This window comes from Agrobacterium sp. ST15.16.055, from assembly GCF_027956555.1.
GTDB classification, from domain to species: Bacteria; Pseudomonadota; Alphaproteobacteria; order Rhizobiales; family Rhizobiaceae; genus Agrobacterium; species Agrobacterium salinitolerans.
In genome coordinates, this window is sequence record NZ_JAQKGN010000022.1 from 12,450 (window position 1) to 30,036 (window position 17,587).

Genomic DNA, 17,587 nt, shown 5'->3' on the forward strand with positions numbered 1-17,587 from the left:
CGAATGCGAAACCATTTTGCCCCGAAGGTACTGGCTGCACTTCTTTCCGTTTTTTCAGCAACGACGGCCTTGGCGCAGTCGGCGCCGACAGGAGCAGCGGCAGCCCGATATGACGCCGAATTTAATGCCTGGCTGAAAAAGGAAATCTGGCCGGAAGCCCGCAAGGCCGGCATTTCGCAAAAGACGCTTGAAGCCACGCTCAGCGGCCTCTCCATCAGCTGGAGCCTGCCCGATCTTGTCATTCCCGGCCAGAAGCCGCCAAAGGAGCAGAGCCAGAGCCAGGCGGAATTTTCATCGCCCGGCGCTTATTTCTCCGAAAAGCGACTACAGGGACTTGCCGGCACCGGCCGCTCGCTTGCGGCAACGCATGCGGCGACGCTGCGGAGGATAGAAGCGAAATATGGTGTGCCTGGCGAGATCGTCGTTGCGATCTGGGGCCGCGAATCCGGTTTTGGCCGGGCGAAACTGCCGCATTCCGTGGTCGATGTGCTGGCCACGAAAGCCTATATGTCGACCCGCAAGGAGATGTTCCGAACGGAACTGATCGACGCGCTGAAGATCGTCGAAAGCGGCGATATCGCGGCATCACGCATGATGGGTTCCTGGGCCGGCGCGCTTGGCCAGCCGCAGTTCATGCCATCAAGCTATCTGAAATATGCCGTGGATTTCGATGGTGATGGCCACCGCGATATCTGGAATTCCGTGCCGGATGCACTGGCATCCATAGCGAACTATCTTTCCGAGCGCGGCTGGCAGCGCAATCGCGACTGGGGTTTCGAAGTCTCCATCCCCGCCAATGTCTCCTGCGCGCAGGAAGGCCCTGACCTTGCCCGCCCGGTGGCCGACTGGGCGAAGATGGGCATTACCCGTATTTCCGGAAAAGCCTTTCCTGCCAATGACCTGACCGCCGATGGCATGATGCTGGTGCCGGCCGGGCGGCATGGGCCGGAATTTGTGGTGACGCCGAATTTCTACGTCATCAAGGAATATAATAATTCCGATCTCTACGCGCTCTTCATCGGCAATCTCGCCGATCGCATCGCCCATGGCGCAGGGCCGTTCAAGGGTGGTTGGGGCAATGTCGGGTCGATGCTGCGCTCCGACGTGCTGGCCATGCAGAAGGCGCTGGTCGCCAAGGGTTACGATGTCGGCAAGGCGGACGGGCTGGCGGGCTTCAAGACGCGCCGCTCACTCGGCGACTGGCAGTCGAAAAACGGCCTCACACCGACATGTTTTCCCGATGCCACGCTGAAGGCGAAGCTGAAATAATCCGCCTTCGGCCCATCGTGTCTCAATGCTGGTCGGTATGCGGCTTGTGGAAGATATCGTCGGTCGGCGGAATGGTCTGCCGTTCGATCATCCGGTGCACCCGCGGCCGCGTCTTGCCGCGGTGAAGCTCCAGCAGCCGGTCCCAGGCTTCCGCATCCGCCTGGGTGCGGCGGTGGTTGTGACGGACATATTCCACCCATGTCGGCACATGGTAACTTTCCGTCCAGATGTCGGGGTTTTCGAGATCGCGCATCAGGTTCCAGTTCCGTGCGCCATCGCGCAGACGGATGCGGCGGCGTTCCGCCATCAGCGGCAGGAATTCACCGAGATCTTCGTCATGGATTTCATAATCGATGAGAATGGCGATGGGTCCACTACGCGGTTTGACGTCCAGTCTCAGCGGCGGCTCCACGAAACGATTGAGCGGATCGAGATTGAGCGAGGCGAAAGCCGGCATGGCGAGCTTGAGGCCGACGAGAACGCCGAGCAGCATCAAAACGCACGAACAGAGAAGTGAATAGGAAATGCCGTAATCTTCCGCCAACTCGCCCCACAGCCAGCTGCCTACCGCAATGCCGCCGAAGGTCAGCGTCTGATAAAGCGACAGTGCCCGGCCCACCACCCAGCGTGGGGTGGAGAGCTGGACGATGGTGTTGAAGAGCGACAGGGCCAGCACCCAGCACGCACCGGCAATGGTCAGTACAATCGACGTGATGATGGCGCTCGTGCTGACCGCCGTTACGCCAGCGCTGAAAGCGAAGCCTAAAAAGGCGACGCGCACGATCCATTCGCTGGACAGGACTTCGCGCAATCTGGCGCTGATAAGGGCTCCACCAATCGCGCCGACGCCGAAAGCGCCAAGCATGACACCGTAGGTCAGCGGGCCGCCCTCGACCAGATCACGGGCGACAATGGGCATCAGGGCAAGGATGGCGCTGGCGGAAAGACCGAAGAGAAAACCGCGCACCAGCACCTTGCCGATATTGGGCGACATCGCCACATACCGCATGCCGGCGGAGATGGCGGCCAGAAGCTGCTCACGCGGCAGGGTTGAGGCATAATTGGGCGGTTGCCAGCGAAATAGTGCGTAGATCAGGGTGAAATAGCTCAGCGCATTCACGAAAAACGCGGCAGCCGCACCCGCGGCGGCGACGATGATACCACCGATGGCCGGGCCGACACTGCGGGTGATGTTGAAGCCGACGCTGTTCAGCGTCACGGCGGCGGGCAGATCCTCACGCGGCACCATTTCGCCGACCGACGCCTGCCAAGAGGGATTGTTGAGCGCCGTGCCGCAACCGATCATGAAGGTGAAGAACAGCAACAGCCAGGGCGTGAGCCAGCCAGACCAGGCAAAGACGGTGAGCAGCACGGAGGCCGTCAGCATCAGCAGCTGCGCCGAAATCATAATGCGGCGACGGTCGAAACTGTCGGCCAGCGCGCCTGAAATCAGCGAGAACAGCATGATCGGCAAAGAGGTGGAGGCCTGCACCAGCGCGATCATGTTTTCCGAACTCGAAAGCGAGGTCATCATCCATGCGGCACCCACCGCCTGGATCAGTCCGCCGAAATTCGAGGCGAGGCTGGCGATCCAGATTCGTCTGTAAGTCAAATGCCTTAAAGGCGCGAGTGGCGATTTACGGTCAGGCACGCTCTGTCCACTTGATGCAACTGCGATTTGTCAAACGGCAACTATAGACAGCGCCGGCGATCATGCCAGCCTTTCCGGCATGGTAAGGGTGAAAATGTGGCCGGACCGTTACTGAAACGCAGACGCCTGCGAAAACCTTGCAATCCTGCCCCAATAGGTCTATATGACCTTTGAAATTCTTGATCGCTTGATGAAGAGTGGGGCCGCAAGGCTCCGCTCTTTTTCGTTAGGCGAACCGGAAACCACGGGCTGACTGCCCGATGAACATCAAAGACCGGAAGGCCAGATGGCAGATACCGCACAAGAACCGCGACTGATAACCGAAACAGGCATCGACCAGCGCATTGCCGAGATCATCGAGCCTGTTCTGACGGGCATGGGCTATCTTCTGGTGCGCGTGCGGCTCTCCAACCAGAACGGCATGACGCTGCAGGTGATGGCCGAGCGCGAAGACGGAACCATGACCGTTCAGGACTGCGAAGCCATTTCGATGGCGATTTCACCGGTTCTTGATGTGGAAGATCCGGTCGATAAAGCGTATCATCTCGAAGTTTCCTCGCCCGGTATCGACCGGCCGATGGTTCGCAAATCGGATTTCACCCGCTGGCAGGGCCATCTGGTGAAGGTCGAAACCTCCATTCTGGTCGAGAACCGCAAGCGGTTTCGCGGCAAGATCGTTGAGGTTGATGCTGACGGTTTCAAGCTGGAACGCGACCAGATCGCTTATGGCGAAGAGCCGACAGTCATTGTTCCGTTCACCGCGCTTTCGGATGCGAAGCTCATTCTGACGGACGACCTTATTCGTGATGCGCTGCGGGCAGACAAGGCGGCAAAGGCCGCCGCCGCAAACCAGAACGACGAAAACGAAGCAGACGAAGACTAATTCCAACGTAAAGCCCGGGAAACGGGCGATCCCCGCAATTATGCGACTTACGGAGATAAAAAAATGGCAGTGAGTGCTAACCGGCTTGAGCTTCTGCAGATCGCCGATGCTGTGGCGCGCGAAAAGGTCATCGACCGCGAAATCGTGCTTGCCGCAATGGCCGACGCTATCCAGAAAGCCGCCCGCTCGCGCTATGGTTCGGAAACCAACATCCGCGCCGACATCAACTCCAAGACCGGCGAAATCCGCCTGCAGCGTCTTCTGGAAGTGGTCGAAGCGGCTGAGGACTATTCGACCCAGATCCCGCTGGAGCTCGCCCGCGACCGCAACCCCGACGCCAAGCTCGGCGACTTCATCGCCGATCCGCTGCCGCCGATGGATTTCGGCCGTATCGCCGCCCAGTCCGCCAAGCAGGTGATCGTGCAGAAGGTACGTGAAGCCGAGCGCGACCGTCAGTATGACGAATTCAAGGACCGTATCGGCGAAATCGTCAACGGCACCGTCAAGCGCGTCGAATACGGCAATGTCATCGTCGATCTCGGCCGTGGCGAAGGCATCATCCGTCGCGACGAGATGATCCCGCGCGAAAACATGCGTTATGGCGACCGTGTGCGCGCCTATGTCTACGACGTTCGCCGCGAACAGCGTGGCCCGCAGATTTTCCTGTCGCGTACGCATCCGCAATTCATGGTGAAGCTCTTCACCATGGAAGTCCCGGAAATCTACGACGGCATTATCCAGATCAAGTCGGTTGCCCGTGATCCGGGTTCGCGCGCCAAGATCGCCGTCATCTCGAACGATTCGTCGATCGATCCGGTCGGCGCCTGCGTCGGTATGCGCGGTTCGCGCGTCCAGGCCGTTGTCGGCGAACTTCAGGGTGAGAAGATCGACATCATTCCGTGGAGCCAGGAGCCGGCGTCCTTCATCGTCAACGCCCTGCAGCCGGCGGAAGTCGCCAAGGTCGTTCTGGATGAAGAATCCGAGCGTATCGAAGTGGTTGTTCCCGACGAGCAGCTGTCGCTCGCCATCGGCCGCCGCGGTCAGAACGTGCGTCTGGCATCGCAGTTGACCGGCTGGGATATCGACATCATGACCGAGCAGGAAGAATCCGAGCGTCGCCAGAAGGAATTCAACGAGCGCACGGCCCTCTTCATGGAAGCCCTCGACGTCGACGAAATGGTCGGCCAGGTTCTGGCTTCGGAAGGCTTCGCGCAGGTTGAAGAACTCGCTTATGTCGATCTCGACGAAATTACCTCGATCGATGGCTTCGATGAAGACACCGCCGATGAGATCCAGACCCGCGCCCGCGAATATCTGGAGCGCCTGGAAGCCGAAATGGATGCCAAGCGCAAGGAACTCGGCGTTTCCGACGAGCTGCGCCAGATCGATGGCCTGACTTCGCAGATGATGGTTGCGCTCGGTGAAGACGGCATCAAGACCATCGAGGACTTTGCCGGCTGTGCAGCGGACGATCTGGTTGGCTGGAGCGAGCGCAAGGACGGCGAGACGAAGAAGTTCGAAGGCATCTTCTCCAAGCTCGACGTTTCGCGCGTCGAGGCCGAAAACATGGTGGTGCAGGCTCGCCTTCTGGCAGGCTGGATCACCGCCGAAGAGCTCGCTTCCGAACAGGAAGCCGATGCGGAAGCTGCCGAGGAGGCGGATACCGCCGAACAGGAATGACATCGCAGGCGCATGAGCCGGACGATCTGCCCGAAACGGATGACGACGGGCGGATCAAGGGCGACGTCAATGGACGTATGTGCATTGTGACAAGGCAGAGCGGATCGCCGGATGAGCTGATCCGCTTCGTCGCAGGACCGGACGGCAACGTCGTGCCGGACCTGAAACGCCAATTGCCGGGGCGCGGTTGCTGGGTGACACCCGAGCGCGCCCTGATCGAGAAGGCCATCGCGAAGAAGCTCTTCGCGCGGGCTCTCAAACGCGACGTCAAGGCCGGGGCCGAGCTTCTTACTCTTCTCGACCGGCTGATGGCGCAGCATGTGGCTGGTATGATGAATATGGCGCGCAAGGCGGGCCAGTTCATCAGCGGCGCGACGAAGGTCGATGCTGCCGTCCGGTCCGGGAACGCGATTGCCGTGTTTCACGCGACCGATGCTGCGGCCGATGGCGTCAGAAAACTGGACCAGGCCCGCAAGGCCTGGGCGCTCGGCAGCGATGCCGGCAATGAAATTCCGTCCTTCCGGCTCTTTAGCGAAGCCGAAATGGACGAGTTGATGGGCCAGAATGCTTTTATCCATGCCTGCGCGCTTGCAGGGCAGGCGGGTGAGGGTGTAGTGAAGCGCGCAACGATGCTTGAGCAGTACCGCCTTGGCGGCCAATCTCAGGCGGAACGCGACGCTGCCCGGACAGAACAATGACGCGGTTAACCGACATCAACGGTCGCCGCGTTCCGATGCAGCAATTGAACGACGAGACCTGATGGACGTCATCCGGTTCTCGTCCGAAGGAACGGGAACGGAATGACCGACAACAACGACGACAAGACACTTAACGCACAGCCTAAGAAGACTCTCACCCTCAAGCCGGGCGGGATGAATCAGGGCACCGTGCGGCAGGATATGGGTCGAGGTCGCACGAACGCGGTTGTCGTGGAAACACGCAAGCGCCGCCCCCTGCGTCCGGAAGACGAGAAGCAGGTTCATTCGACCGCAGCGCCCGCTCCGAAGCCGGCCGCCCCTGCCCCTGCGGCAGCACCGCGTCCGCAGGCTCCGCAGCCGCGCATCCACCAGCCCAGCGGCCAGCAGCAACGTCCAGGTTCCTCCCAGTCGCAGCAGCGTCCCGGCTCGTCCGCACCGCAGCAGCGCCAGCCTGAGCGTCCGCGCGGGAACGTCCTGCACGATCTGTCCGCAGGCGAGATGGAAGCCCGCCGCCGCGCGCTGATGGAAGCGCAGGCTCGTGACGTGATCGAAGCCAAGCAGCGGGCCGAAGACGAAGCCCGCCGCAAGGTCGAGGAAGAACGCCGCATTGCCGCCGAAAAGGAAGAAGCTGCGCGCCGTGCCGCCGAGGAAGCCGAAGCCGCCAAGGTGGCGGCAAGCCAGCCGGCCGTGGAAGCGAAATCCGAACAGGCCGCTGAAAAGCCGGCAGTCGCCACTCAGCCGGCGCCGCGCTCGGATGCTCGCCCTCAGTCCGCCGCTGCCGCACCTGGTCGCGCAACCACGGAAACCGTCGCTCCGCGTGGGCGTCGCACCGATGGCGACGATGAGGATGATCGCGGTGCACGCCGTGGTAACCTGCCGGTCCGTGGCAAGGTTGCAGCACCTGCACCTGCGAAGCCCGCCGCCCGCCTGAAGACCGAAGAAGAACGCCGTCGCGGCAAGCTTACGGTCACCTCGTCCAATCTGGATGAAGACGGCACACCGCGCGGCCGCTCCATGGCATCCATGCGCCGCCGTCAGGAGAAATTCCGCCGCAGCCAGATGCAGGAAACCCGTGAAAAGGTTATGCGCGAAGTGATCCTGCCGGAAACCATTACCATTCAGGAACTGTCACAGCGCATGTCCGAACGCGCCGTCGACGTCATCAAGTTCCTGATGAAGGAAGGCCAGATGATGAAGCCGGGCGACGTGATCGACGCCGATCTGGCGGAACTGATCGCGGTCGAATTCGGCCATACCGTCAAGCGCGTTTCCGAATCCGACGTCGAAGAAGGCATCTTCAACCAGACGGACGATGAAGGCGAAATGGTTTCCCGCCCGCCCGTCGTCACCATCATGGGTCACGTCGACCACGGCAAGACCTCGCTGCTCGACGCCATCCGTCAGGCGAATGTGGTTGCCGGTGAAGCCGGTGGCATCACCCAGCATATCGGTGCTTATCAGGTCGAGAAGAACGGCCAGAAGATCACCTTCATCGACACCCCCGGCCACGCCGCCTTCACGGCCATGCGTGCCCGTGGTGCACAGGCGACGGATATCGCCGTTCTGGTGGTCGCCGCAGACGACAGCGTCATGCCGCAGACGATCGAATCCATCAACCATGCCAAGGCGGCGGGTGTTCCGATCGTCGTGGCGATCAACAAGATCGACAAGCACGAGGCAAACCCTGAAAAGGTTCGTCAGCAGCTCCTGCAGCACGAAGTCTTCGTGGAATCGATGGGCGGTGAAGTGCTTGACGTGGAAGTGTCGGCCAAGAAACTGCTTGGTCTCGACAAACTGCTCGAAGCGATCCTGCTGCAGGCTGAAATTCTCGACCTCAAGGCAGATCCGAACCGTACCGCGGAAGGCACCGTCATCGAAGCGGAACTCGACCGCGGCCGTGGCGCCGTCGCTACAGTTCTCGTGCAGAAGGGCACGCTGAAGCCCGGTCAGATCATCGTGGCCGGTGACCAGTGGGGCCGCGTTCGCGCCCTCGTCAACGACAAGGGCGAACACGTCAAGGAAGCCGGTCCGGCTATGCCTGTCGAGATTCTCGGTCTTTCCGGCACGCCATCTGCCGGTGACCGTTTCGCGGTTGTCGAAAACGAAAGCCGTGCTCGCGAGATTTCCGAGTACCGCCAGCGTCTGGCACGCGACAAGGCTGTCGCCCGTCAGACGGGCCAGCGCGGTTCGCTGGAACAGATGATGAGCCAGTTGCAGACTTCGGGAATGAAGGAATTCCCGCTGGTCATCAAGGCCGACGTGCAAGGCTCGGTCGAAGCCATTATCGCTTCGCTCGACAAGCTCGGCACCGACGAGGTCCGCGCTCGTATCGTTCACTCGGGCGCTGGTGCCATCACGGAATCGGATATCTCGCTTGCCGAGGCCTCCAACGCCGCGATCATCGGCTTCAACGTTCGCGCCAACGCACAGGCCCGTACGGCCTCCGAACGCGCCGGTATCGAAATCCGCTACTACAACATCATCTACGATCTGGTGGATGACGTGAAGGCGGCGATGTCGGGCCTGCTTTCGCCGGAACGTCGCGAGACCTTCCTCGGCAATGCCGAAATCCTCGAGGTGTTCAACATCACGAAGGTCGGCAAGGTCGCGGGTTGCCGCGTCGTCGAAGGCAAGGTGGAGCGTGGTGCAGGTGTTCGTCTGGTTCGCGACAACGTCGTCATCCACGAAGGCAAGCTCAAGACCCTCAAGCGCTTCAAGGACGAAGTGGCAGAAGTGCCGGTCGGTCAGGAATGCGGTATGGCCTTCGAAAACTACGAAGACATCCGCGCCGGCGACACCATCGAGTGCTTCCGCGTCGAACACATCACGAGAACGCTCTAAAGCATTTCCAGGAAAAGTGGACCCCCGGTTTTCCGTCCGGAAATGCGATAGAACAAAGAGCGTTCTCGCCGCAAAACAGGACTTTACTGTCGGGCGCCGGCTTAACCGGCGCTCGCTCCGTTTGAGGCATAACCCATGGCAAAAGCTACATCATCGGCCCCTTCCCAACGCATGCTGCGCGTTGGCGAACAGGTGCGCGCCGCCCTGACACAAATTCTCCAGCGCGGCGAAGTCCGCGACGATCTGATCGAAAGCACCGTCATTTCCATTTCGGAAGTGCGAATGTCTCCCGATCTCAAGATCGCTACCGCCTACGTGACGCCGCTTGGCGTTGCCGATCACACCGACATCATCACGGCACTCAACCGCCACGCCAAGTTCATGCGTGGTCGCCTCGGACCGCAGCTTCGGCAGATGAAATACATGCCGGAACTGCGTTTCCGCGACGATACGAGTTTCGACAATTACCAGAAGATCGACGCGCTCCTGCGCTCACCCGAAGTGCAGCGCGATCTTGGGCCTTCAAACGAAAAAGACGACGAACAGAACTGAAGCATGTCCAAACCACGCAAACAGCAGAACCGCAAACCCAAGGGCCGTCCGATTTCGGGCTGGCTGATCCTCGACAAACCGCTCGATTTCGGCTCCACCGAGGCCGTTTCCAAGATCAAGTGGCTGTTCAACGCCCAGAAGGCCGGCCATGCCGGCACGCTCGATCCGCTCGCGTCCGGCATGCTGCCGATCGCGCTCGGTGACGCCACCAAGACGGTGCCTTACGTCATGGACGGCCGGAAGATCTACGAATTCACCGTGACCTGGGGCGAGCAACGCGCGACCGACGATCTGGAAGGCGAGGTGGTCGATTCCTCTGATCGGCGCCCGGACGAACAGGCAATCCGCGATATTCTACCCCATTATACCGGCGTGATCATGCAGACTCCGCCGCAATTTTCCGCCATCAAGATCGCCGGCGAGCGTGCCTATGATCTGGCGCGAGACGGCGAGACCGTGGAAATTCCCGCACGCGAGGTGGAAATCCATCGCCTGACGCTGCTGGCCTGCCCCGATGCCGATACAGCGCATTTTGAAGTGGAGTGCGGCAAGGGCACCTATGTGCGGGCGCTGGCGCGCGACATGGGCCGCGATCTCGGCTGTTTCGGCCATATCTCGGAACTGCGCCGCACCATGGTCGCACCCTTCGGCGAAGAGATGATGGTGCCGCTCGAAACGCTGACGGCACTGGAAGCCATGGAAGACCGCGACGAGCGGTTGGAAGCGCTGGATGCCTATCTGATCGATACGGCGGAGGCGCTTTCCGCCCTTCCCCGCCTCATCATCAACGACGACCAGGCGCACCGGCTGAAGATGGGCAACCCCATCTTGCTGCGCGGGCGCGACGCGCCCGCCAACCATCCGGAAGCCTATGCCACTGCGCATGGCAAGCTCGTCGCCATTGGCGAGATCGGCGAAGGCGAGTTCCGGCCGAAGCGGGTTTTCGGCTGAGCCGGGCGGCGCGGGCGGGAATCAATCGCCTCTTTCCATTGCACCCGGAATAGTTTATAGGCAGCGCCAGCTTAGGCTTTGCCTGCGCTACTGAATGGCCAGAGCTGGACGACATCCCGGCTCTTTGGCGTCCCATTTTTCCTTAAAATAGAAAGGATCGTCCGATGTCGATTACTGCAGAGCGCAAAGCCGCCCTCATCAAGGAATATGCCACGAAGGAAGGCGACACCGGTTCTCCGGAAGTTCAGGTCGCTATCCTGACCGAGCGGATCAACAACCTGACCGGTCACTTCAAGGACCACAAGAAGGACAACCACTCCCGTCGTGGCCTTCTGACGCTGGTTTCGAGCCGTCGTTCGCTTCTCGACTATCTGAAGAAGAAGGACGAAGCCCGTTACTCCAAGCTGATCGGTGCTCTCGGCATTCGCCGCTAATAACTTCTCCGGCGGGTTTCGCAACGATGCCCGCCGGTTTTTATATCCGGTCTTTTGAGGCCACATGAATTTCCGGGCGCTTGCCGCTGATGTGGCCCCCGGACGATAAGGGTGACCCGGATGGGCCGGTGCCGCCTTTTTCAACCGCAGACCTGTCATGGGGCAGGATTGCCGGATGCTTGCTTGTCGAAAGCCTCCCGCTGTCTTGCCCGTGATTGCGTCACCGCGCTGCCACCGCCGGCACGATACCGGTGCGGCAGCCACAACCAAGGACAAGATATGTTCAATCAACACTCCGTGGAAATCGAATGGGCAGGCCGCCCGCTGAAGCTCGAGACCGGCAAGGTTGCCCGTCAGGCTGACGGCGCCGTCATCGCAACCTACGGCGAGACGATGGTTCTCGCGACCGTGGTTTCCGCAAAGTCTCCGAAGCCCGGCCAGGACTTCTTCCCGCTCACCGTCAACTACCAGGAAAAGACCTACGCAGCCGGCAAGATCCCCGGCGGCTACTTCAAGCGCGAAGGCCGCCCGAGCGAAAACGAGACCCTCGTTTCGCGCCTGATCGACCGCCCGATCCGCCCGCTCTTCCCTGAAGGCTACAAGAACGACACGCAGGTCGTCGTCACCGTTATCCAGCACGATCTGGAAAACAATCCGGACGTCCTATCGATGGTTGCGGCTTCCGCAGCGCTGACGCTCTCTGGCGTTCCCTTCATGGGCCCGGTTGGCGGCGCGCGCGTTGGCTACATCAACGGTGAATATGTCCTTAACCCGCATCTGGACGAAATGGACGAGTCTGTTCTCGATCTCGTCGTTGCCGGTACGCAGGACGCCGTTTTGATGGTTGAGTCCGAGGCCAAGGAACTCAACGAAGAAATCATGCTCGGCGCCGTCATGTTCGGTCATCGCGGCTTCCAGCCGGTTATCGACGCGATCATCAAGCTCGCCGAAGTTGCCGCCAAGGAACCGCGCGAATTCGAACCGGAAGATTTTTCCGCTCTCGAAAACGAAATGCTCGGTCTTGCTGAAACCGAACTGCGCGCCGCCTACAAGATCACCGAAAAGGCCGCCCGTTACGCCGCCGTCGACGCCGTCAAGGCCAAGGTGAAGGCACACTTCCTGCCGGAAGAAGGCGAAGCCAAGTACACGCCGGAAGAAATCGGCGCTGTCTTCAAGCACCTTCAGGCCAAGATCGTTCGCTGGAACGTTCTGGACACCAAGAGCCGCATCGACGGCCGCGACCTGTCGACCGTTCGTCCGATCGTTTCGGAAGTTGGCCTGCTGCCGCGTACCCACGGTTCGGCGCTGTTCACCCGCGGCGAGACCCAGGCGATCGTTGTTGCGACCCTCGGCACCGGCGAAGACGAGCAGTATGTCGACAGCCTCACCGGCATGTACAAGGAACGCTTCCTGCTGCACTATAACTTCCCGCCCTACTCGGTCGGCGAAACAGGCCGCATGGGTTCCCCGGGCCGTCGCGAAATCGGTCACGGCAAGCTCGCATGGCGCGCTATCCGCCCGATGCTGCCGACTGCAGAGCAGTTCCCATACACGCTACGCGTTGTTTCCGAAATCACCGAGTCCAACGGCTCCTCGTCGATGGCAACCGTTTGCGGCACCTCGCTTGCACTGATGGACGCCGGCGTTCCGCTGGCAAAGCCGGTTGCCGGTATCGCCATGGGCCTGATCCTCGAAGGCGAGCGCTTTGCGGTTCTCTCCGACATCCTCGGTGACGAAGACCACCTCGGCGACATGGACTTCAAGGTCGCAGGTACGGCCGACGGCATCACCTCGCTTCAGATGGACATCAAGATCGCCGGTATCACCGAAGAGATCATGAAGATCGCTCTCGAGCAGGCACAGGGTGGCCGCAAGCACATTCTCGGCGAAATGGCCAACGCCATCACCGAGAGCCGCGGCCAGCTCGGCGAATTTGCACCGCGCATCGAAGTCATGAACATTCCGGTCGACAAGATCCGTGAAGTCATCGGCTCCGGCGGCAAGGTCATTCGCGAAATCGTCGAAAAGACCGGCGCGAAGATCAACATCGAAGACGACGGCACCGTCAAGATCGCCTCTTCTTCCGGCAAGGAAATCGAAGCGGCCCGCAAGTGGATCCACTCGATCGTTGCGGAACCGGAAGTCGGCGCCATCTATGAAGGCACTGTTGTCAAGACCGCTGACTTCGGCGCTTTCGTCAACTTCTTCGGCGCGCGTGACGGCCTCGTCCACATCTCGCAGCTCGCTTCCGAGCGTGTTGCCAAGACCTCCGACGTCGTCAAGGAAGGCGACAAGGTCTGGGTCAAGCTGATGGGCTTCGACGAGCGCGGCAAGGTTCGCCTGTCCATGAAGGTTGTCGACCAGGCGACCGGCAAGGAAGTCGTTGCAGACAAGAAGAAGGAAGACGGCGAAGCCGCTGCCGAATAAGGCAGCCCCGCAAGACCCTATCGAGGCGCGGGTTTTGCCCGCGCCTTTTTTCTATTTGACCTTGAGGATGCTCCCATGAGCCGTGACGCCGTGAAAACCCTTTTCCACCCCTTTGCCTCGGACATGCTTTCCATGCCGAAGGAGGGCGAACGCGTTCTGTTTCTGGGAGCGGAAGCCGGTCCGCGGCTGGATGGATTCGACGCGGAGATCGTCGCGGTTCAACATCTACGTCCGCTTTATCGTGCTCTGCAGGCTCAAGGCGCAGAAGTGACTCCTGATATTTCGGGCGAAGATTACGATGTGGCTCTGCTGCTTTGCGGCAAACATCGCGGCGAGAATGAAAACCGCGTCGCCGAAGCGCTTTCGCGCGTAAAGGCCGGCGGCCTCATCGTCGCCGCCGGATCGAAAGAAGACGGTATCGTGACGCTGCGCAAGACGCTGGCGAAACTTGGCATCGAAGCGGAATCGACACCAAAATACCATGGCGTCGCGCTCTGGTTCAAACGACCGGACGATGTTGCGGCCGTCGTATCGAAGCTCGCCCAGAGGCCGGTAACGGTTGAAGGCCGCTTCACCGCCCTCCCCGGCATGTTTTCCCATGACCGCGTGGATGACGGCTCGGAACTGCTCGCATCGCGCCTGCCGACCGATTTTGACGGCAACGCCGCCGATTTCGGCGCGGGCTGGGGTTACCTCTCCGTCATGCTGGCCGAGAAATCGCCGCGCACGGCCCGTATCGATCTGTTCGAAGCAGACTGGAACGCGCTGGAATTTGCAAAGACCAATCTTCTCGAAAACAATCCGCGGCTGACGGCGCGCTTCTTCTGGCAGGATCTGGCAAACGAGCCGCCGAAGGAAAAATACGACCTCATCATCATGAACCCGCCTTTCCATGCGGCGGGACAGGCAGCAGAACCTGCCCTCGGTCAGGCCTTCATCAAGGCTGCCGCCGGCGCGCTGCGCAGCGGCGGCAAGCTGCTGATGGTCGCCAATCGCGGCATGCCCTATGAGCCGGTGCTCGCGGCTGAATTCCGCACCAGCACTGAAGTGTGCCGCAACGCCCGCTTCAAGATTCTGAGCGCCCAGAAATAATCAAGGCCGCGGAATAATCAGCTCAACAGCCATGCCCATAGCGACACGGAAAGAACGCCGGTCGCTGTGGAAATGCTGATGGTGGAGGCGGCAACGCTGTGGCCGATGCCGAAGCGGTTGGCGATAAGCCAGGCATTCACTCCCGTCGGCACCGACGAGGTGAGCACGAGCGCCGCCGTCCATTCCCGGCTGAGACCGAGCGCATGACCCATTGCCCACACACAGGCGGGCAGCAGCAGGAGCTTGAACACCGTCATGGTGACGGCAATACCCATATTGCCGAGAATGGTGTATTTGGTCAGCGCCATGCCAAGCGAAATAAGCGCCGCCGGCCCCGCCATAGACGCGATCTGATCGACCACGGTTTTCAGAATGGGCGTTAATGCGACGCCGGAGACATTGGTCGAAAGCCCGATGACAAGGCCGATCACCAGCGGATTGGTGATGAGATTGCGGCCCACCTGCCTGAACACCGCAGCCATGCTGCGCCTTTCGCCGCCGACCGCCTTGTGTGTGGCGTTTTCCATGAGGATCGTGCCGGCGATCATCATCACCGGCAGGTGAATGGCGAGCAGGATGGAGAGAGCCACCAGCCCCTCATCGCCGACGGAGCGTCCGACCAACGGCAGGCCGATGAAGATATTGTTCGCAAATGCTGAGGAAATGCCGGCAATGACGGCAATGCGCATATCCTGCCTGAAGACATAACGGGTGACGATATGCCCGACCGTCCAGGTGACGGTCACGCCGGCGAAATAGGTGATCCAGAGCCGGAACGGCGATGCGCCGTGAAAATTCGCTTCCGCAAGCGTGCGGAAGATCAATGTCGGCACCGCGATCTTGAACACGAAGTCACTGAGAATATCGCCGGCATCGGCCCTGAACAGACCCGCCTTGACGGTGAGCCACCCGATAAGGATGAGAATGAAAATCGGGGCGACATTCGCGGCAACGGCAGACATGGAGGGAAAGCTTTCGCGGCTTTTGCGGGAGATAATCCGCTTTAGAGCGTTTTCCACGGGAATGGAATCGCGAAAACGCTCCCACTCTTTGTTTTCTCCACATGGCGCCCAAGAAAGACAAAACTCTTGAGCCGCTTTGGGTAGAAAGCTCATCTTGGCCCGTAAAATCCGCAAGGCCTAACGTTACTAAAAAAGAAAAAGCGGGGTCACCCCCGCCTTTTATGTCCGTTATATGCCGCCAGTACATCCGTGGCGGAGATAACGGTTGAGCCAGAAGACCATCATGTCTTCCATTCCGGTATGCATTCACACACCTTTTGCTCTGACAAATGAAATAACCTACCTACATTACAAGCAGATGACGCGTTTTCGCTCCTCGCGCGGAACCACATATTTTCTGTTTGGGCTTTTCTTGCCGCCAGAAATGTTTAAGACCTTTCGAAAAATACGCACACCCCGTGCGAAACGGATAGGGCCTATGACGAAATTCGACGTACTGACTGTCGGCAATGCCATCGTCGACATCATTTCCCGCTGCGACGATCGCTTTCTCAACGACAACGCCATTACCAAAGGCGCGATGAACCTCATCGATGCGGAACGGGCGGAGCTGCTTTATTCGCTGATGGGGCCGGCTCTTGAAGCCTCCGGCGGCAGTGCTGGCAACACGGCGGCGGGCGTGGCGAATTTCGGCGGCAGAGCCGCCTATTTCGGCAAGGTGGCCGAAGACCAGCTCGGGGAAATTTTCCAGCACGATATCCGCGCACAGGGTGTTTATTTCGAAACCAAGCCGGAAGGCACGTTCCCGCCGACCGCCCGCTCAATGATCTTCGTGACCGAAGACGGCGAGCGTTCGATGAACACCTATCTCGGCGCCTGTGTCGATCTCGGCCCGGAAGACGTGGAAGAAGATGTGGTGGCTGAGACAAAGGTTACCTATTTCGAAGGTTACCTGTGGGACCCGCCGCGTGCCAAGGACGCCATTCGCGAATGCGCCCGCATTGCGCATGAGAATGGCCGTGAAGTCTCCATGACTCTCTCCGACAGCTTCTGCGTCGGCCGCTATCGCGACGAGTTTCTGGACCTGATGCGCTCCGGCACGGTGGACATCGTTTTCGCCAACAAGCAGGAAGCGCTTTCGCTTTACGAAACCAACGACTTCGAGCTTGCACTGACCAGAATCGCCGCCGACTGCAAGATCGCCGCGGTGACGATGAGCGAAGAAGGCGCCGTCATCCTGCGCGGAACGGAACGTGTGAAGGTTGAAGCCTATCCGGTGCATGACGTTGTCGACACGACGGGCGCCGGCGATCTTTTCGCCGCAGGCTTCCTGTTCGGCTATACGCAGGACCGTTCGCTCGAAGATTGCGGCAAGCTTGGCTGCCTTGCGGCTGCCGCCGTCATTCAGCAGATCGGCCCGCGCCCCATGTCATCGCTCAAGGCGCTTGGCGAAAAGCACGGCCTTATTTAAAGGCCTCGCCCGGGTAAGCGCCCCAGATTTCGCCCTGCGAAACCCAGCCCGAGGCCTGACCGGCCTCGGCGCGGCACCAGTCGCCATTGCATTCGCCGATCCTGAAGACGACGCCCGGCTCAAGCCGCGCCACAACGGCAGCGCCCGACTGCGCCTCGCGGCGCATGTTCACGTAAACTTCCTTGCCCTTGCCACGCATCCACGGGGCCGCAACGGCCGTTCGCTCACCGGAGAGCAGGGCCTGATTGACCCAGCCTTCCGTACCATCGGCATCGCGGATGCGCCGCCAGTTTTCATATTCCTGGATGATTTCGACCGGCATTCCCGATTTCAAATACATCCAGGACACGGCATAATCCGTACTCGGGCCGATGCGCATATTGACGCGCTTTGATTTCAGGCTGACAAAACGCGGCAGCGGCAGGCCGCTTGCGCCTTTGGCGGCGCCCTGCGCCATGACTTCGGTTGCCGCACCGAAGAGGCCCAAAGACAATGCAATGCAAACGATAGAAACCACACTGCGCATGCCCATTTCCGTTTCCCGCCTTCTGCAAACCGGATGATATTTAAGGAGGCTCGTTTCCACATGCCTCAAGCTTCAGCGAGTTTTGTTTGTCTTCGCCGGTGGGTCTGGTAGAAACGCCCTGATTGAAAGAAATTATCGCTCTTTCTGGTT

At 60.3% G+C, this 17,587-nt stretch carries 14 protein-coding genes; 11 read left to right on the forward strand and 3 right to left on the reverse strand.

What is annotated here, in order from left to right; all coding sequences use genetic code 11:
- Window positions 1–3: 3 nt before the first annotated feature.
- A complete protein-coding gene (locus tag PL599_RS21810) occupies window positions 4–1,269 on the forward strand; it encodes a lytic murein transglycosylase (protein ID WP_269825332.1) in 1,266 nt (421 codons plus the stop codon).
- 22 nt (window positions 1,270–1,291) lie between these two features.
- Here PL599_RS21810 and PL599_RS21815 read toward each other — a convergent pair whose 3' ends face one another.
- Window positions 1,292–2,920 carry an MFS transporter gene (locus PL599_RS21815; protein ID WP_269825331.1) on the reverse strand — a complete coding sequence of 543 codons (1,629 nt, stop codon included), beginning with the start codon at window positions 2,918–2,920 and terminating at the stop codon, window positions 1,292–1,294.
- 286 nt (window positions 2,921–3,206) lie between these two features.
- Between PL599_RS21815 and rimP the strand changes: the two genes are divergently transcribed.
- From rimP to PL599_RS21860, 9 genes are all read left to right on the forward strand, one after another.
- Window positions 3,207–3,803 (forward strand): ribosome maturation factor RimP, encoded by a 597-nt coding sequence (gene rimP, locus PL599_RS21820; RefSeq protein ID WP_077983273.1) that lies wholly within the window; start codon window positions 3,207–3,209, stop codon window positions 3,801–3,803.
- A gap of 63 nt (window positions 3,804–3,866) precedes the next feature.
- On the forward strand, window positions 3,867–5,483 hold the full coding sequence (gene nusA / locus PL599_RS21825) for a transcription termination factor NusA (protein WP_077983274.1): 1,617 nt from the start codon (window positions 3,867–3,869) through the stop codon (window positions 5,481–5,483).
- Window positions 5,480–6,181, forward strand: a complete 702-nt coding sequence (locus PL599_RS21830) for an RNA-binding protein (RefSeq protein ID WP_077983275.1) — start codon at window positions 5,480–5,482, stop codon at window positions 6,179–6,181. The genes nusA and PL599_RS21830 overlap by 4 nt, the downstream gene beginning before the upstream one ends.
- A 102-nt stretch (window positions 6,182–6,283) precedes the next feature.
- Window positions 6,284–9,022 (forward strand): translation initiation factor IF-2, encoded by a 2,739-nt coding sequence (infB, locus tag PL599_RS21835; protein ID WP_077983277.1) that lies wholly within the window; start codon window positions 6,284–6,286, stop codon window positions 9,020–9,022.
- A gap of 135 nt (window positions 9,023–9,157) precedes the next feature.
- Complete coding sequence (gene rbfA, locus PL599_RS21840) at window positions 9,158–9,574, forward strand: 30S ribosome-binding factor RbfA (RefSeq protein ID WP_004439055.1); 417 nt, start codon at window positions 9,158–9,160, stop codon at window positions 9,572–9,574.
- A 3-nt stretch (window positions 9,575–9,577) separates the two neighbouring features.
- Window positions 9,578–10,525 carry a tRNA pseudouridine(55) synthase TruB gene (truB, locus tag PL599_RS21845; RefSeq protein ID WP_077983278.1) on the forward strand — a complete coding sequence of 316 codons (948 nt, stop codon included), beginning with the start codon at window positions 9,578–9,580 and terminating at the stop codon, window positions 10,523–10,525.
- Between the two features lie 164 nt (window positions 10,526–10,689).
- The gene (gene rpsO / locus PL599_RS21850; RefSeq protein ID WP_003492949.1) at window positions 10,690–10,959 is read left to right on the forward strand and encodes a 30S ribosomal protein S15; all 270 of its coding nucleotides are present in this window, start codon (window positions 10,690–10,692) and stop codon (window positions 10,957–10,959) included.
- Between the two features lie 279 nt (window positions 10,960–11,238).
- Window positions 11,239–13,386 (forward strand): polyribonucleotide nucleotidyltransferase, encoded by a 2,148-nt coding sequence (gene pnp / locus PL599_RS21855; RefSeq protein WP_077983279.1) that lies wholly within the window; start codon window positions 11,239–11,241, stop codon window positions 13,384–13,386.
- Between the two features lie 75 nt (window positions 13,387–13,461).
- Complete coding sequence (locus PL599_RS21860; protein ID WP_077983280.1) at window positions 13,462–14,478, forward strand: class I SAM-dependent methyltransferase; 1,017 nt, start codon at window positions 13,462–13,464, stop codon at window positions 14,476–14,478.
- 17 nt (window positions 14,479–14,495) lie between these two features.
- On the opposite strand, the gene PL599_RS21865 is transcribed toward PL599_RS21860, so the two are convergent.
- Entirely contained in the window at window positions 14,496–15,440 is a 945-nt protein-coding gene (locus tag PL599_RS21865) for an AEC family transporter (protein WP_271359879.1), read from the reverse strand.
- A gap of 478 nt (window positions 15,441–15,918) precedes the next feature.
- Between PL599_RS21865 and PL599_RS21870 the strand changes: the two genes are divergently transcribed.
- Window positions 15,919–16,911, forward strand: coding sequence for an adenosine kinase (locus PL599_RS21870; RefSeq protein ID WP_269825330.1), 993 nt, complete (start codon window positions 15,919–15,921; stop codon window positions 16,909–16,911).
- Here PL599_RS21870 and PL599_RS21875 read toward each other — a convergent pair.
- Window positions 16,904–17,437 (reverse strand): SH3 domain-containing protein, encoded by a 534-nt coding sequence (locus tag PL599_RS21875; RefSeq protein ID WP_169538602.1) that lies wholly within the window; start codon window positions 17,435–17,437, stop codon window positions 16,904–16,906. The genes PL599_RS21870 and PL599_RS21875 overlap by 8 nt on opposite strands.
- Window positions 17,438–17,587 lie beyond the last annotated feature (150 nt).